The 16,258-nt window shown below is 72.7% G+C and carries 12 protein-coding genes; 5 read left to right on the plus strand and 7 right to left on the minus strand.

Going from position 1 to position 16,258, the window contains the following annotated elements; translation table 11 throughout:
* Positions 1-101: 101 nt before the first annotated feature.
* The 3 genes from ACIBA9_RS01295 to ACIBA9_RS01305 all read left to right on the plus strand — a co-directional run bounded on the left by ACIBA9_RS01295 (position 102) and on the right by ACIBA9_RS01305 (position 4,502).
* On the plus strand, positions 102-1,685 hold the full coding sequence (locus ACIBA9_RS01295) for an FMN-binding glutamate synthase family protein (RefSeq protein ID WP_399359292.1): 1,584 nt from the start codon (positions 102-104) through the stop codon (positions 1,683-1,685).
* A gap of 67 nt (positions 1,686-1,752) precedes the next feature.
* Positions 1,753-3,516: a thiamine pyrophosphate-dependent enzyme gene (locus tag ACIBA9_RS01300; RefSeq protein ID WP_399359293.1), complete on the plus strand. Its 1,764-nt coding sequence runs from the start codon at positions 1,753-1,755 to the stop codon at positions 3,514-3,516.
* A 137-nt stretch (positions 3,517-3,653) separates the two neighbouring features.
* Positions 3,654-4,502 (plus strand): RNA polymerase sigma factor SigF, encoded by an 849-nt coding sequence (locus tag ACIBA9_RS01305; protein ID WP_362151581.1) that lies wholly within the window; start codon positions 3,654-3,656, stop codon positions 4,500-4,502.
* Positions 4,503-4,535: 33 nt separating this feature from the next.
* Here ACIBA9_RS01305 and ACIBA9_RS01310 read toward each other — a convergent pair whose 3' ends face one another.
* Entirely contained in the window at positions 4,536-4,844 is a 309-nt protein-coding gene (locus ACIBA9_RS01310; RefSeq protein WP_399359294.1) for an STAS domain-containing protein, read from the minus strand.
* The gene (locus ACIBA9_RS01315) at positions 4,844-9,013 is read right to left on the minus strand and encodes a SpoIIE family protein phosphatase (RefSeq protein ID WP_399359295.1); all 4,170 of its coding nucleotides are present in this window, start codon (positions 9,011-9,013) and stop codon (positions 4,844-4,846) included. The genes ACIBA9_RS01310 and ACIBA9_RS01315 overlap by 1 nt, the downstream gene beginning before the upstream one ends.
* A 423-nt stretch (positions 9,014-9,436) precedes the next feature.
* On the opposite strand from ACIBA9_RS01315, the gene ACIBA9_RS01320 reads away from it, so the two are divergent.
* Positions 9,437-9,817, plus strand: a complete 381-nt coding sequence (locus tag ACIBA9_RS01320; RefSeq protein WP_399359297.1) for an STAS domain-containing protein — start codon at positions 9,437-9,439, stop codon at positions 9,815-9,817.
* 262 nt (positions 9,818-10,079) lie between these two features.
* Positions 10,080-10,553 carry an ATP-binding protein gene (locus ACIBA9_RS01325; protein WP_399359298.1) on the plus strand — a complete coding sequence of 158 codons (474 nt, stop codon included), beginning with the start codon at positions 10,080-10,082 and terminating at the stop codon, positions 10,551-10,553.
* A gap of 25 nt (positions 10,554-10,578) precedes the next feature.
* On the opposite strand, the gene hypE is transcribed toward ACIBA9_RS01325, so the two are convergent.
* Genes hypE through hypB form a run of 5 tightly spaced genes read right to left on the minus strand, consistent with a single transcriptional unit; the run spans position 10,579 to position 16,257 of the window.
* Positions 10,579-11,637, minus strand: coding sequence for a hydrogenase expression/formation protein HypE (hypE, locus tag ACIBA9_RS01330; RefSeq protein ID WP_399359985.1), 1,059 nt, complete (start codon positions 11,635-11,637; stop codon positions 10,579-10,581).
* Between the two features lie 40 nt (positions 11,638-11,677).
* Positions 11,678-12,799, minus strand: coding sequence for a hydrogenase formation protein HypD (gene hypD / locus ACIBA9_RS01335; RefSeq protein ID WP_362151569.1), 1,122 nt, complete (start codon positions 12,797-12,799; stop codon positions 11,678-11,680).
* Positions 12,796-13,116 (minus strand): HypC/HybG/HupF family hydrogenase formation chaperone, encoded by a 321-nt coding sequence (locus ACIBA9_RS01340; RefSeq protein WP_399359299.1) that lies wholly within the window; start codon positions 13,114-13,116, stop codon positions 12,796-12,798. The genes hypD and ACIBA9_RS01340 overlap by 4 nt, the downstream gene beginning before the upstream one ends.
* Positions 13,117-13,126: 10 nt before the next feature.
* Complete coding sequence (gene hypF / locus ACIBA9_RS01345; RefSeq protein ID WP_399359300.1) at positions 13,127-15,493, minus strand: carbamoyltransferase HypF; 2,367 nt, start codon at positions 15,491-15,493, stop codon at positions 13,127-13,129.
* The gene (gene hypB / locus ACIBA9_RS01350; RefSeq protein ID WP_399359301.1) at positions 15,490-16,257 is read right to left on the minus strand and encodes a hydrogenase nickel incorporation protein HypB; all 768 of its coding nucleotides are present in this window, start codon (positions 16,255-16,257) and stop codon (positions 15,490-15,492) included. The genes hypF and hypB overlap by 4 nt, the downstream gene beginning before the upstream one ends.
* Position 16,258 lies beyond the last annotated feature (1 nt).

A 16,258-nucleotide genomic window follows, 5' to 3' on the forward strand; every position in this document is an offset into this window, starting at 1 on the left:
GGCCTAGGGGGGCGGAGGTCACGGGACCGGCCGAGACGATCTCGTCCGGTCCCGTGACCTCCGGGGGGCATGGAGGGCCGTTGCCGGGCAAAGAGCCCAGCGTGGCACGCATCGCAATCATCGTCCTGGCCCTGGCCGCCGCGCTCACGGCGGCCACGGCCGCCGTGTGGACCTCCCCCTGGTGGTGGTGGGCCGCGGTACCCCTTCTGCTGCTCGGCGCGCTGGGCGCGCGGGACCTGCTCCAGCGCCGTCACTCGGTGCTGCGCAACTACCCGGTCCTCGGCCACGCGCGTTTCGCCCTGGAGAAGATCCGCCCCGAACTGCAGCAGTACTTCATCGAGCGGAACTACGACGGCCGTCCCTTCGACCGGGACGTGCGCACCATCGTCTACGAACGGGCCAAGGGCACCGACGCCGAGGAGCCGTACGGCACCGAACGCGACGTCTACCAGCCCGGGCACGAGTTCCTGGTCCCGTCCATGGCGCCCTGCCCGGTGCCGAAGACCCCGCCCCGGGTGCGGATCGGCGGCCCCGACTGCCGCCGGCCCTACGACATGGCGCTGCTGAACGTCTCCGCGATGAGCTTCGGCTCACTGTCGGCCAATGCCGTCCTCGCCCTCAACGGGGGCGCGGCGGCCGGCGGTTTCGCCCAGGACACCGGTGAGGGCGGCCTCACGGAGTACCACCTGCGGCCCGGCGGCGACCTCGTCTGGGAGATCGGCACCGGCTACTTCGGCTGCCGTACCGGCGACGGCGACTTCGACCCGGGCGCCTTCGCCGACAAGGCCGCGCACGAGCAGGTCAAATGCGTCTCGCTGAAGATCTCGCAGGGCGCGAAGCCGGGCATCGGCGGGGTGCTGCCGGGCGCCAAGGTGAACGCCGAGATAGCGCGGGCGCGGGAGGTGCCCGAGGGGAAGACGGTGGTCTCACCGCCCTATCACCGGGTGTACTCCACGCCACGCGAACTCGTCCGCTTCATCGCCCGGCTGCGGGAGCTGTCCGGCGGCAAGCCGACCGGGTTCAAGCTCTGCGTCGGCTCGCGGCGGCAGTTCCTCGCCGTGTGCAAGGCCATGCTCGAGGAGGGGACGGCGCCCGACTTCATCGTCGTGGACGGTGCCGAGGGCGGCACCGGAGCGGCCCCCCTGGAATTCGCCGACCACGTGGGCGCCCCCCTCACCGAAGGGCTGATCACCGTGCACAACGCCCTGGTCGGCACCGGCCTGCGCGACCACGTCAAGATCGGGGCCAGCGGCAAGATCGCCACCGGCACCGACCTGGTCAAGCGCATGGCGCAGGGCGCCGACTACGGCAACGCCGCCCGGGCGATGATGTTCGCCGTGGGCTGCATCCAGGCCCAGCGCTGCCACACCAACACCTGTCCCACCGGCGTCACCACCCAGGACCCCCGGCGCGCCCGCGCGCTCGACGTCGGCGACAAGACGCCGCGCGTGCAACGCCTCCAGGAGGCGACCGTGGCGAGCGCGCTGCAGATCATGGCGTCCATGGGAGTCACCGAACCCGCCGGGCTGCGCCCGCACATGCTGCGCCGGCGCGTCGACCCCTGCACCGAACTGTCCTACGCAGAACTCTACGAATGGCTGGAGCCCGGGCAGCTGCTCGCCGAGCCGCCCGCGTCCTGGGCGGCCGACTGGCACGCGGCCGACCCCGACCGCTTCACCGTGTGACACCGCCGGCCGTGTGACACCGCCGGACCCGAGGACACCGCTTCACCGTACGACTGGGAGGAAATCCGTGGCCCGAACCGTTGCCCGTGTCATCGTGGACGCGCTGAGCGAGCTTGGCGTGCGCCAGGTCTTCGGCGTCGTCGGCGACGCGCTGAACCCGCTGACCGACGCCATCCGCACCACCGAGGGCATCGAGTGGGTGGGCTGCCGGCACGAGGAGGCGGCGGCGTTCGCCGCCGGCGCCCAGTCGCAGCTCAGCGGCAATCTGGGCGTGTGCATGGGCACCGTCGGACCCGGCTCGGTGCATCTGCTCAACGGCCTGTACGACGCCGCCAAGAGCCACACCCCGGTCCTGGCCATCGCCGGCCAGGTGCCGCTCGCCGAACTCGGCAGCGACTACTTCCAGGAGGTCGACAACGACGCCCTCTTCAGCGACGTGGCCGTCTTCCGCGCGACGATCACCTCACCGGACCAGCTGCCGCAGCTGCTGGAGACGGCGGTGCGCAACGCGCTGGGCCGCAAGGGCGTGGCGGTCCTGACCGTCCCCGGCGACCTGGGCGAACGGGAACTGGAGGCGGACCGGCCGGCCCGGTTCTCGCTGAACCCCCCGGTGAGCCGGCCCGACGAGTCCGCCGTGGCGCGCGCCGCCGAACTGCTCGACGAGGCCGAACGCGTCACGCTGCTCGTCGGCCGGGGCGCCCACGCCGCCCGTGACGACGTCCTGCGCCTCGCCGACCGCCTGGCCGCGCCGATGGTGCTCACGCTGAAGGCCAAGGAGGGATTCGAGGGCGACCACAACCCCTTCCAGGTCGGCCAGACCGGCCTGATCGGCAACCCCGCCGCCGCCTCCGCCCTGCAGGACGCCGACACACTGCTGCTCCTGGGCACCGACTTCCCCTACCGCGACTGGTATCCGGAGGGCAGGACCGTCATCCAGGTGGACACCGAGGCCGCCCACATCGGGCGCCGGGTCCCGGTCGAGGTCGGGCTCGTCGGCGACACGGGCGCGACCGTGCGCGACCTCCTCGCCCGCCTCGGCGCCACGACCGACGGGCCCGCCGGGGCCCGCGACCGCTCCCACCTGGAGAAGGCGCGCGACCGCTTCGAGCAGTGGCGTGCGGGCCAGGCCCGGCTCGCCGACCCGGCACACGACAAGGGCCTGATCGGCCGGGTCCGCTCCGCCCTGGACAACCGCGCCCACGACATCCGCCCGGAGGCCCTGGCGGCCGTCGTGGACCGGCTGGCCGAGGACGACGCCGTGTTCACCTCCGACACCGGCATGGCCACCGTCTGGCTCTCGCGGTTCGTCGAGATGCGCGGTGGGCGCCGGCTGATCGGTTCCTACAACCTCGGCTCCATGGCCAACGCGATGCCGCAGGCCCTCGGCGCGCAGGGCCTGGACCGTGAGCGCCAGGTCGTGGCCTTCTGCGGCGACGGCGGGCTGAGCATGCTCCTCGGCGACCTCATGACCCTGAAGACCAGCCGGCTCCCCGTCAAGCTCGTGGTCTTCGACAACCGCCGGCTGGGAATGGTGAAGCTGGAACAGGAACAGGCGGGCCTGCCGGAGTTCGGCACCGTACTGGACAACCCCGACTTCGCGGCCGTCGCCACGGCCATGGGCATCACCGGCATCCGGGTCACCGACCCGGCCGACCTGGAGGACTCCGTCCGCCGCGCCTTCGACACCCCGGGGCCCGTCCTGCTCGACGTGCTCACCAATCCCGACGAGATCGCCGTCCCCGCCAAGCCGACCGTCGAACAGGGCTGGGGCTTCGCCCTGGCCAAGGTGAAGGAGGTCATGCGCAGCCACGGGGACGACAGCACCGGCTGAGCCGGCCGGGCGGCCCCGAGGGAAGTGCACGAGTCCGTCGCAACTTCTTGGCATGCCCGGCTCCGGGCGGGGTAGGCGCCTGTTCGTCGGCCGATGAACAGGCACCTACGAGGCCGACCGATCTGGGAGGGCACATCATGGCGACGACCGTGCAGGCGACGCGGCGGACGGCGGAGATCGCGGAGGTTCCGGAGATAGCGGAACCGGCCAAGGTCGCGCCCAGGGACGCCCGGGAGTTGTCCAGGCTGTTCTTCGACCAGCTGGCGGTCCTGGAAGAGGGCACGGCCGAGTACCAGTACGCGCGCAACACGCTGATCGAGATGAACATGTCCCTCGTGCGCTTCGCGGCCGGACGGTTCCGCAGCCGGGGCGCGGAGGAGATGGAGGACATCGTCCAGGTCGGCATGATCGGCCTGATCAAGGCGATCGACCGCTTCGAGCTGACGCGCGAGGTCGAGTTCACCTCCTTCGCCGTCCCCTACATCGTCGGGGAGATCAAGCGGTTCTTCCGCGACACCTCCTGGGCGGTGCACGTGCCCCGCCGCCTGCAGGAGGCCCGGGTGCAACTCGCCCGCGCCACCGAGGAACTGCGCAGCCGGCTCGGCCGCACCCCCACCACCAGGGAACTGGCCGAGCTGATGAGCCTGCCCGAGGAGGAGGTCGTCGAGGCCCGGCTGGCCTCCAACGGCTACCGCTCGGCATCCCTCGACGCGGCGATCAGCGGCAGCGAGGACGGCGAGGCCGCGCTGGCGGACTTCATCGGCGACGACGACGCCGCCCTCGGCCTGGTCGAGGACTTCCACGCGCTGGCGCCGATGATCGCCGAACTCGACGAACGCGAGCGGAAGATCATCCACTGGCGGTTCGTCGAGGAACTCACCCAGAAGGAGATCGGCGATCGACTGGGCATCTCGCAGATGCACGTCTCCCGGCTGATCTCCCGCATGCTGGGGCGCCTGCGCGAGGGCATGCTCAGCACCTCCTGAACTCAGACCACCCACCATCGGCGAGGGGCCCGCTCACTGGGGAGCGGGCCCCTCGCCGATGCCGTGGACGGGGGCCAGATCGGTCAGACCGGACACGGTCAGCACCGGGCCCAGCACAGGCGTGGCGATCAGTTCGAGACGGTCGGCGTGGGCGAACAGCACACTCAGACCCGCGCTGTCGAGGTACTCGACGTCGGTCAGGTCCAGCACGAGCGGACCGGAGGTCGTCTCCAGCGCCTCGGCGAGCGAGGCGGCGTTGCTCATGTCGATCTCACCGCTGACCGCCAGTTGGGCGGAGCCGTCCGGACGCCGGCCGGGGGTGAGGGTGAGCGGAGTGGTCATCAGGCGATCCTCGTGTGCATGTCGACGGTGGTGCCGGCCGTGCCGGGCGTGATGGTGACGTGCTGCATCAGCGAGCGCATCAGCGTGACACCGCGACCCCGGTGGGCGTTGAGCTCGGGCTGCGGAGCCTTCCAGCGGCCGGTGTCGGTGACGGTCAGGCGCAGGTCGTCGACGAAGGCCTCGGCGCGCAGCCGGACGGTCTGCCCGGGACGGTCGCGATGGCCGTGCTCGATGGCGTTGGCACACGCCTCCCCGGCGGCGACGAGGACGTTCTGCACGGTGTGCGGGGGCAGTTCGCACTGGTCGAGCCAGCTGCGCAGGGCCTTGCGCACGGGAGCGAGCTGAGCGGATTCGGCCGGGAAGGACACCTCCAGCGGCGCCGGGTGGCGATAGAGGAGCAGGGCGACGTCGTCGTCGTAGCCGCCGGCGGGAGCCAGCCGGGTCATGACCTGGGTGGCCAGGACGTCGACGGCGATGTCGCGGCCGTCCTGGACCGCCTCGCCCGCCTGGTCGATGCCCGCGGTCAGCGGACGGCGCCGGCGTTCCACCAGGCCGTCGGTGTACAGCAGCAGGGTGGCGCGGGCCGGCACCACGTACTCGGCTTCCGGACGCGACCTGCCCGGTCGCACCGCGAGCGGGATGGCCCGCCCGTCGTTCAGCAACCGCGTCGTGCCGTCGGGAAGGGCGAGGATGCCCGGCGGATGTCCGGCGCTGGAGTAGGTCAGGCGACCCGTCGCCGGGTCGAGGACCGCGCAGAACACGGTGGTGCACAGCGCGCCGGGAACGGTCGCGGCGAAGTGGTCCAGCGCCATCAGCGTCTGGGCGGGACTGGCGTCCTGCAACAGCAGCGCCCGGCAGGCACTGCGCAGTTGCCCCATGACCGTGGCGGCCTCCAGACCGCGGCCGACGCAGTCGCCGACCACGATGCCGATCCGGGCGTCCGGCAGCGCGATGGTGTCGTACCAGTCGCCGCCCACCTCCAGGGGCCGGGTCGCCGGCTCGTAGCGGACGGCGAAGCCGTCGGGCAGGCTGGACGGGCCGAGGATCGCCCGCTGCAGGGCCAGGGCGGTCTCGCGCTGCTGGTCGATCTGGTGCGCGCGGGTCAGGCCCTGCGCGAGGTTGCCGGCCAGCAGCGTCAGCAGCAGCTGGTCCTCCTCGGTGAACGGCCGGTGCTCGCCGAGGTCGATCCACACCACCATCGGTCCGTCGGGATGCTCGATGACGATCCCGGCGCCCGTGGGATGCGGCGCGCAGGTCAGCAGGGGCCGCTCACGCATGTCGGTGATCGCCTGCCGGTGCCCGGCGGGCAGGTCCCGCCAGTCGGAGGCGTCGGTCGCGGTCAGGGACGGCTCGCCGCCGCCCGCGAAGACCGCGGCGAGCACACACCGGGCGCGCCACAGGGTCTTCAGCTCCGTCAGCGCGCCGATGAGGGCCTCGGGAAGGCTGGTGGCCCGGGACAGACCGGTGCTCAGCGACGCCAGGGCGCTCTCGCGCTGGATGGCGTAGTGCTCGGCGGTGACGTCACGGAAGGTGCCGACGGTGACGCGGCGCCCCGAGTCGGGATCCTCGGCGTGCGCGAAGTTGGCGCTCACCCACACTCGATGACCGTCGCGGTGGGTGACGGGGATGGTGTAGGAACCCTGGGGGGCGGTCATGAGCCGGTCGAAGGCGTCGGCGACCTGCCGGTGCGCGGCCGGGTCGGTGACCGGATCCGGCCACCAGGGGTGGACCGGCTCGTACGGCAGCTCCTGCGGGCCGTACCCGAGGATCTCGGCGAAGGCGGTGTTGATCTCGATGACGGCGCCGTCCTCGTCGCAGACGAAGAAGGCCTCCTGGAGGGAGTCCACCAGCGCGGTGCGCCAGCGGGCGTGGTGGGTGCGCAGCCGGGCCAGCTTCACGTTGGCCTCGACCCGGGCGAGGAGTTCGGCGGCCGCGAACGGCTTGACCAGATAGTCGTCGGCGCCGGCCTGGAGCCCCTCGATGGAGGCCTCCTGTCCGGCCCGGGCCGACAGCAGCAGCACCGGCAGCGAGGCCGTGCGGGCGTCGGCGCGCAGCGCGGCCACCAGTTGCAGACCGTCCATGCGCGGCATCATGACGTCGCTGACGACCAGGTCCGGGGCGTCATGGTGGATCGCCTCCATCGCCTCGCGCCCGTCGGTGACCGCGTCCACCCGGTAGCCGGCGCCGACCAGGAGCCGGCTGAGGTAGTCGCGCATGTCGGCGTTGTCGTCGGCGACCAGGATCCGCGCGGGGACATCGGATCCGGCGGCGGGGGAGGACAGGGCGTCGGCCGCCTGCGGCATCCGGTCCGCGGTGTCGTTGTCGGACGGCAGCCAGCGCAGCGCCTCGTGCAGATAGGGGTCGGCGGTGGCCCGCGCGGCGGGACGCGGGGCGCCCGGCGCGGCCGCGGGCGCGAGGGCCTCGGCGGGCAGGTGGCCGGTGCCGAAGGGCAGCCGGATGGTGAAGCGGGTGCCTTCGCCCTCGGTGGACTCCGCGGAGATGGTGCCGCCGTGCAGTCCGACCAGTTCCTGGACCAGGGCCAGTCCGATGCCGCTTCCCTCGTTGGACCGGGAGCGGGCGTTGTCGATGCGGTGGAACCGTTCGAACAGCCTGGGCACCTCGGCCGCCGGCACACCGATCCCCGTGTCGGTGACCTGGACCACCGCCCGGCCCTCCTCCTCCCGCACGGTGACACCGATGGAACCGTCGAAGGTGAACTTCAGCGCGTTGCTCAGCAGGTTGAGGATCACCTTCTCCCACATGTCGCGGTCGACGTGGACCGGCCGGCCGAGCGGGGGGCAGTCGACCCGGAAGTCCAGTCCGGCCCGGTCGACGGCGGAACGGAACACACTGGCCAGCTCACCGGTGACGGCGGCCAGGTCGACCGGCTCGTAGCGGGCCTGCATCCGGCCGGCCTCGATCCGGGAGAAGTCCAGCAGGGTGTTGACCAGCTTGCTCAGCCGCAGCCCGTTGCGGTGGATGGTGTCCAGTTCCCGCTGCGCCCCGGCGTCCTCGGCCAGCCGCGCCCGCAGCTCCGCCACCGGCCCCGTGATCAGCGTCAACGGGGTACGGAACTCATGGCTGATGTTCGAGAAGAAGGTGGTCTTGGCCCGGTCCAGCTCGGCGAGTTCCTCCGCCCGCCGCTGCTGGGTCTGATAGCTGCGGGCACTGCCGATACCGGAGGCGAGGTGCCCGGCGGTCAGCTCCACGAACCCGCGGTAGCCCTCGTCCAGCGCCCGGAACCGGTTCAGAGCGGCCACCAGGAACCCGTACGGCGCGTTGCCCTGCCGCAGCAGCGGCACCACCAGCGCCTGCACGGGCGGCTGCTCCCAGCTCCCCGTGGGCAGAGCGGCGAACCGGTCCCCGTCGAGGGAGATCAGCGCCGACTCGCCGCGGGCCACCGTGGCCACCGGCCATGCCGCGTCCGGATCGTGGGGGTCCACCGTGGCCACGGCGGCGGGGTGCCCCGTCGACAGGCCGGTGGAGGCCGCCAGCCGGGCCGAACCGTCGTCCTGGAACAGATAGGTCAGGGTGAAGGGCAGGTCCCGCTGGTTGCGGGCGAGTTGCCGGCCGGCGAAGGCCAGGACCTCCTGCTCGGTGCGGATCACACTGGGATCGGAGCCCAGATCGCGCAGGGTCGCCATCCGCCGCTCGCCGATGACACGCTCGGTGTCCTCACTGACCACGCACAGCATGCCGACCACCGCACCGGTGTCGTCGCGCAGCGGGCTGTAGGAGAACGTGTGGTAGCTCTCCTCGGTGTAGCCCGAGCGCTCCAGGAACAGCAGCAGTGCCTCGTCCCAGGTCGCCTCCGCGCCGGAGAGCACGGTGTCGATGCGCGGGCCGATGTCGTCCCAGATCTCCGCCCACACCTCGCCGGCCGGGCGGCCCAGCGCCCAGGGGTACTTGCGGCCGAGCGTGTCGCGCCGATAGGCGGCGTTGCAGAAGAACGTCAGCTCCGGGCCCCACGCCATCCACATCGGAAACCTGGACGACAGCAGGATGCTCACGGCGGTGCGCAGGCTCTGCGGCCAGCTCCCGGGCGGTCCCAGCGGGGTCGCGCCCCAGTCCACCGCCGCGAGGTCCCGGCCGACCTCCCGGTCCGCGGCGAACGCGTCGCCACCGGCCACCGCCGGCAGCTCGTGCTCAGCGTCCCCAGAACGCGCCACGCGACACTCTCCCGTCCTCTCGACCCCCTGCCTTCTCCCCACCGCCCCCACCGATCACGCCGCGTGCGCGGGTGACGCGTCCGCTCGCCGGCTCGGCTCCGGGGGCTGACCGGGGGCGCTCGGGCGTACGGCGCGACGCCGCGGCCCGATCCGTGCGCCGACCGGTGGCCACCCGGCAGGGGCCGGCCCGGACCGCGCCGCCGACACCGGCGGCCGCCCTTCGATCGAGGTCATGCGGTTCGTAGGATAAGGCAGCTGATCGGGACACCTGCGCGCGGTCCTCCGGAAGCGGTTGCGGCCGGGCGGGCGGCGGGGTCGGTGAACGGTGCGGCCTCCGTCCGGCCTCCTCGTTTATCCTGGGGCGAGCTGCACCACTGGGCGGCCGTAGCCCCGTTCCCGCATCCGCCGCACAGGAGACGATCGGTGACCGAGACAGAGCGCACTCTGGCCATCACACAGGAGTCCGGTCCCGACGGTTCGATCGTGTTGCGCGTGGCCGGCGAACTGGACCACCACACCGCCCCCCGGCTCCGCGCGGCCCTCACACAGATCCCGTTCGGGCCGGCCGGCGGCCTGATCGTGGACCTTTCCCGCCTGGAGTACTGCGACTCCACCGGCCTGACCGTGCTCATCACCGCCTACCACCAGGCCACGGCCGCGGGCTCCGAGTTCAGCATCGCCGGCCTCAACCCCGATATGCGGCGGTTCTTCGAGATCGTCGGGATCGACCAGGTCATCACCCTCCACCCCACCGTCGACGCGGCTTACGGCCGGCTGGGGAGCCATGACAGCGGGGAACGCTGAGGCGTCGGTTTCCAGGACTCGCACGCCGCCGGTGACGGTGGAGGCGCCTCCCGGCCGGCCCGGCCGCTCGGCCTGTTCGGTATCCGCCATTGCCCCCGCGGTCATGTCGGCGATACTGGCACGGCGAGATCTTCGTGAGGAGCGCCGTCCCGCATGCCGGGAGTGATGTCTCCGCGCGGCGGAGTCAACAGAACCACGGCGGGAGCCCCGCGCCCGCCCGGGCGGGCGCGGGGGTAGTGGGGGAGCGAAGAGGAAACGTTGGATGCAGACCTTGGGTGAGGGCACGGCGGCGCCCAGCGAACAGCCCATGCGGATGACGGTCGCCCTGGACGGGAGCGGCGGGTGCATCGCGCGGGCACGCCACGCGGCCGCCGACTTCCTGGCCCGGACCGGCACCGTCCGGCAGGTGCCGATCTCGCGGCGCGCCCTGGACGTGACGCAGCTGGTGGTCAGCGAGCTGGTGACCAACGCCGGCAAGTACGCGCCCGGCCCGGCGACGATGGACCTGCGGATCGACGGTGACATGGTCGAGATCGTCGTATGGGATTCCGACCCCACGCTGCCCGCGGCCAGGGCCGCCGACGCCGGGCGGATCGGCCAGCACGGCCTGGAGATCGTGAAGGCGGTCGCCCACAGCTTCGAGGCCCGCAGCGCGCCGGCCGGCAAATGGGTCACCGCGCGTATCGCGCTCCAGGACGCCCCGGACGCCGGCCCGGCCGGACAGCGTTCCGGATGACGGCCGGCGGCCGCCCGGCCGGCTCTCAGCAGATCCTGGGGAGCTGTTCGCCGAGCGGCATGTCCACCACCCGGGTGCCGCCCAGACCGGTGGCGCAGACGACCATGCCCGGATGGTCCGTCACACAGCGGCCGATCGCCACCGCCTCCTTGCCCAGCGGGTGGGCACGCAGGGCCGTCAGGCACTCCTCGGCCCGCTCCGGTGGCACGAAGGCGACCAGCTTGCCCTCGTTGGCGACGTAGAGCGGGTCCAGCCCCAGCAGCGCGCAGGCGTTGGAGACCGTGTCCGGCACCGGGAGGGCGCCCTCGTCCAGCGCCACGCCCACGCGGGACGCGGCGGCGATCTCGTTGAGGGTGGTGCCCAGACCCCCGCGGGTGGGGTCGCGCAGCACATGGACGTCCGGGCAGACCTCGAGCAGATCCGCGACGAGGCCGCCCAGCGGCGCGGTGTCGCTCTCGATCTCCACCCCGAACTCCAGCCCCTCGCGCACACTCATGATGGCCACGCCATGCACCCCGATCGGCCCGCTGACCAGGACGACGTCACCCGGCGCGGCCCGCTGCGGACGGATGTCGACCCCGTCGGGGATCGCCCCGATCCCGGCGGTGTTGATGAACACGCCGTCCCCGTGACCGGCCTCGACCACCTTGGTGTCGCCGGTGACGACGACGACCCCGGCCCGCCGGGCCGCCGCGCCCAGGTCCCCGGCCACCCGGGCCACGACGGCGAGTTCGACGCCCTCCTCCAGGATGAACCCGCAGGACAGGTAGAGCGGCCGAGCGCCGGACATGGCGAGGTCGTTGACGGTGCCGTTGACCGCGAGGTCGCCGATGCCGCCGCCGGGGAAGAACAACGGCCGCACCACGAAGGAGTCGGTGGAGAAGGCGAGCCGTTCACCGGAGGCCGGCAGCCGGGCGGAGTCGCCGAGCTCGGCCAGGACGTCGTTGCCGAAGGCGGGGGCGAAGAGGTGTTCCACCAGCTCGGCGGAGAGGGTCCCGCCGCCGCCGTGGCCCATGACGACCCGGTCGTGGTCGCGCAGCGGCGCCGGGCACGTCCAGTGGGAGAAGTCGGCCGGTGCGTCCATCGAGTCGGACGTGTCGAGCGCGACCGGTGCGTCGGGAGTGTCAGCCAACGGAATTCGCCTCCTCCTTGGCCGGTACCTGGAGCCTGCGGTAGAGGTAGTAGGCCGCACAGGCGCCCTCGCTGGAGACCATGGTGGCGCCGAGCGGGTTGCGCGGGGTGCACTGCTTGCCGAAGGCGGCGCACTCGTGCGGCTTGATCAGCCCCTGGAGCACCTCGCCGCTGCGGCACACGGTGGACTCGCTGGTGTGCAGGTCGGTGACCGAGAAGCGGTACTCGGCGTCGTACTCACGGTACTTGGGCGCCAGCCGCCAGCCGCTTCGGGGGATCATGCCGATACCGCGCCAGGCCCGGTCGGTCACCTCGAAGACGTCGGCGAGCATCGCCCGCGCGGCCGGGCTGCCCTCGGCCTGCACGGCACGCGGATAGGCGTTCTCGACCGCGTGCCGGCCCGCCTCCAACTGCCGTACCGCGCGCCGGATCCCCTCCAGGATGTCGAGCGGCTCGAAGCCGGTCACCACGATGGGGACCTGATGGCGCTCGGCGAGCACGGGGTACTCGGCGGTGCCCATGACCGTGCAGACGTGACCGGCCGCCAGGAACGCCTGCACCCGGCAGTCGGGCGAGTTCATGATCGCCTCGATCGCCGGCGGGACCCGGACGTGGGAGACGAGGAGACTGAAGTTGGTGATGCCGAGCTTCTTCGCCTGGTAGACGGTCATGGCGTTGGGCGGCGCCGTCGTCTCGAACCCGATGCCGAAGAAGACCACTTGGCGCTCGGGGTTGTCCTGGGCGATGCGCAGCGCGTCCAGCGGCGAGTACACCACCCGGACGTCCGCGCCCTCGCTCTTGACCTTGAACAGGTCCCGTCCGCTGCCGGGTACCCGGAGCATGTCGCCGAAGGAGCAGAAGATCACGTCGGGCCGGGAGGCGATCTCCAGGGCCTTGTCGATGATCTCCAGCGGGGTGACACAGACGGGACAGCCCGGCCCGTGGATGAGTTCGATCTCCTCGGGCAGCAGTTGGTCGATGCCGTGCCGGATGATGGAGTGGGTCTGCCCGCCGCACACCTCCATGAGCGCCCACGGCCGGGTGGTGACGGCGCGGATGTCGTCGAACAGGCGCCGCGCGAGCACCGGGTCGCTGAACTCGTCCAGATACCTCATCGCCGTTCCTCCTCATCGGCGTCCACGGCCGCCGGGTGGTCCGCTCCCGCGTCACGGGCGGCCTTGGCCCAGGCGTCACCGAACTCCTCCTCCAGCACCCCGAGGTTCTCGAAGAGTTCCAGCGTCTGTTTCGCCGACTCCTCGTCCAGTCGCTGGAGCGCGAACCCCACGTGCACGATGGCGTAGTCACCGACCCGCATGTCCGGCACGTACTCCAGGCACACGTCCTTCACGACGCCCCCGAAGTCGACCTTCGCCATGCGGGTCGCGTCCCGTTCCTCGATCTCCAGCACACGGCCGGGGACAGCCAGGCACATGATGAACTCCTCACTGCGGGGTCCGGGCGGCGACGAGCAACTGGCCCAGCGCCAGACCGCCGTCGTTGGGGGGCACCTTGTGGTGCGTGAGGACGGTGAACCCGTCCTGTTCGAGTACGGCGCGGCAGCCCGAGGTGAGCAGGGTGTTGCAGAACACCCCGCCCGACAGGGCCACCGTGTCGAGGCCGGTGCGGGCACGGGCCGCGCGGCAGACGTCACGGACCAGCGCGACGACCGAGTCGTGGAAGCGGCGCGCGATCCGCTCCACCGGGACCCCGGCGAGCGTCTCCACCACCACGGCGGCCAGCACCGGGCCGGCGTCGGCCACGAGCGGGGCGCCGTCGTCCTCCGACTCCGGGCGCAGCCCGAATCCGTAGCTCGCGCCCGCGGTGGTGTCGCGGTCGGCCAGCGCCGCGTTCTCCAGTTCCATCGCGGCCTGCGCCTCGTAGGCGACGCGATGGCAGACACCGGTCAGCGAGGACACCGCGTCGAAGAGGCGGCCCATGCTCGAGGTGGGCACGCAGTTGAAGCCGCGCTCCAACTGCCGTGCCAGCACGCTTCGTTCGCCGGGCGTGGCGACGCGGACGCTCGGCAGCGCCGGCGACCAGGGCAGCCCGGCCGCCCACAGATGGGCCAGCGCCATCCGGTAGGGGTTGCGTACGGCCGCGTCGCCACCCGGCAGCGGGACGTAGCCGAGATGCGCGAAGCGCCGGTAGCCGGCGTAGTCGGCCAGCAGCACCTCGCCTCCCCACACGGCGCCGTCGTCCCCGTAGCCGGTGCCGTCGAAGGCCACGCCGATCACCGGACGGGATCCGTCCAGACCGTGCTCGGCCAGGGCGGAGGCGATGTGCGCGTGGTGATGTTGCACGCGGACCACCGGAAGGCCCCGTGCCCGTCCGGTGCGCAGGGCCCACTGGGACGACCGGTAGCCCGGGTGCAGGTCGGCCACCAGCAGCCGGGGGCGGACGGAGGTGAGCTCCGCCAGGTGGGCGGTGGCCCGCTCGAAGGCGGTCAGGGTGGCCAGGTCGTCCATGTCGCCGACGTGGGCGGACAGCCAGGCGTAGCGGTCGTCGCCCACGCAGAAGGTGTTCTTCAGGTCGCCGCCCACGGCGAGTGCAGGGACGACCCGGGCGGGCAGCGCCACCGGGAACGGCGCGTAGCCGCGCGAGCGGCGGACCGGCAGCTCCACACCGTCGCAGACCCGGACGACCGAGTCGTCGCACGGCACATGGATCGGCCGGTCGTGCAGCAGCCAGGCGTCGGCCAGTCCGTCGAGCCGGCGCAGGGCGTCCGCGTCGTCGGTGGCGATCGGTTCGCCGGCCCGGTTGCCGCTGGTCAGGACCAGCACGCCGGGTCCGGGCGGGTCGCCGGGCAGGCCCAGCAGCAGCCGGTGCAGCGGCGAGTACGGCAGCATCACGCCGAGGTCGGGGCTGCCGGGCGCGACGCCGGCCGTCACCTCGGGTGGCGCCGGGTCGCGGCGGCGCAGCAGGACGATCGGTTTGCGCTGGCCGAGCAGCAGGGCCCGCTCGGCGGCGTCGACGTGGGCGATCCGCTCCGCCGTGGCCAGGCCGTCGGCGAGGACCGCGAAGGGCTTGTCGCCACGGTTCTTGCGCTTGCGCAGGGTGCGTACGGCGAGCGGGTCGGAGGCGTCGCAGGCCAGGTGGTAGCCGCCGATGCCCTTGACCGCGAGGACGGCTCCGTCGGCCAGCATCCGCCGCGCCCGGGCGAGCGCCTCGCCGTCGCGTACGGCACCGGGGGCGTCCAGCGCGGCGGGCAACCGGTGGGCGGTGCCGGGCGCGTGCAGCAGGGTGAGCCGGGGACCGCAGCGCGGGCAGGCGATCGGCTGGGCGTGGAAACGCCGGTCGGCGGGGTCGGCGTACTCGCGGGCGCAGTCCTCGCACAGCGGGAAGCCGCCCATGGTCGTGGTGGCCCGGTCGTAGGGCAGGCCGGTGACGATGGTGAAGCGGGGGCCGCAGTGGGTGCAGGTCAGGAACGGGTGCCGGTACCGGCGGTCGGCGGGGTCGGCGAGTTCGGCCAGGCAGGCGTCACAGGTTGCGGTGTCCGGAGCGACGAGGGTGCGTCCCGGACCCGTGCCGGACGGCCGGATGGTGAAGCCGGTGTCGTGCCCGAGGGGTACCGAGTGGTGTGCCACGGACTCCACGACGGCCAGTGGCGGGGCTCGGGTGACGATCTCCCGGCAGAACGCGTCCACGGCCGCCGACGGGCCCTCGACCTCGGTGTCCACGCCGCGCGCGTCGTTGGCGACCCAGCCGGTGAGGCCGTGCTCGGCCGCGAGGGCGTGGACGAACGGGCGGAACCCGACGCCCTGCACGACGCCCCGCACGGTGACGTGCCGACGGGCGCGCGCCGTGGTCATGGCGAGAGCCCCGGGCCCGCCACCGCGTCGACCGCGGCCGGGTGCGGACGCTCGTGGTGGTGCGGGTGCCCATCGTGCCGGCGCGCGAGTACGGGCTCGTGCGGGGGCCGCCCGCCGGCGCAGGCCATGACGTGGGTGAGCAGGTCGTCCACGCCCGCGCCGGTGCGGGCGGACGTCTCGATGACGGGCACCCCGGGGTTGACCTGCCGCACGCCGCCGAGGAAGGCCTCCCGGTCGAAGCCGACGGCGTCGGCCAGGTCGCTCTTGGTGACCACCACGACCTGGGCCAGGCCGAACGCGGCCGGATACTTCAGCGGCTTGTCCTCCCCCTCGGTCACCGACACCAGCACGATCCGCAGGGTCTCGCCGAGGTCGTAGGAGGCGGGACAGACGAGATTGCCGACGTTCTCCACGAACAGCAGCCTTACACCGTCGGGCAGCCACGGCTCCAGACGCTCCCGGAGCATCCCCGCCTCCAGATGGCACAGCCCGTCGGTGAGGATCTGCTGGACGGGGGCCCGGGAGCGGGCCAGCCGCCGGGCGTCGTTCTCGGTGGCGAGGTCCGCCGTGACCGCGGCGACCTGCGTACCCCGCGCACGGGCCCGCGTGAGCAGAAGCTCCAGCAGCTCGGTCTTGCCGCTGCCGGGACTGGACATCAGATTGACGGCGGCCGTGCCGTGCCGGTCGAGATAGCGGCGGAGCGCGGTGGCGTTCTCGTCGTTCCTCGCGAGTACGGCCCGGTGCAGGTCGACCGAGCGGCACATG

Origin of the sequence: Streptomyces sp. NPDC051452 (assembly GCF_044454765.1) — a bacterium.
GTDB lineage: Bacteria > Actinomycetota > Actinomycetes > Streptomycetales > Streptomycetaceae > Streptomyces.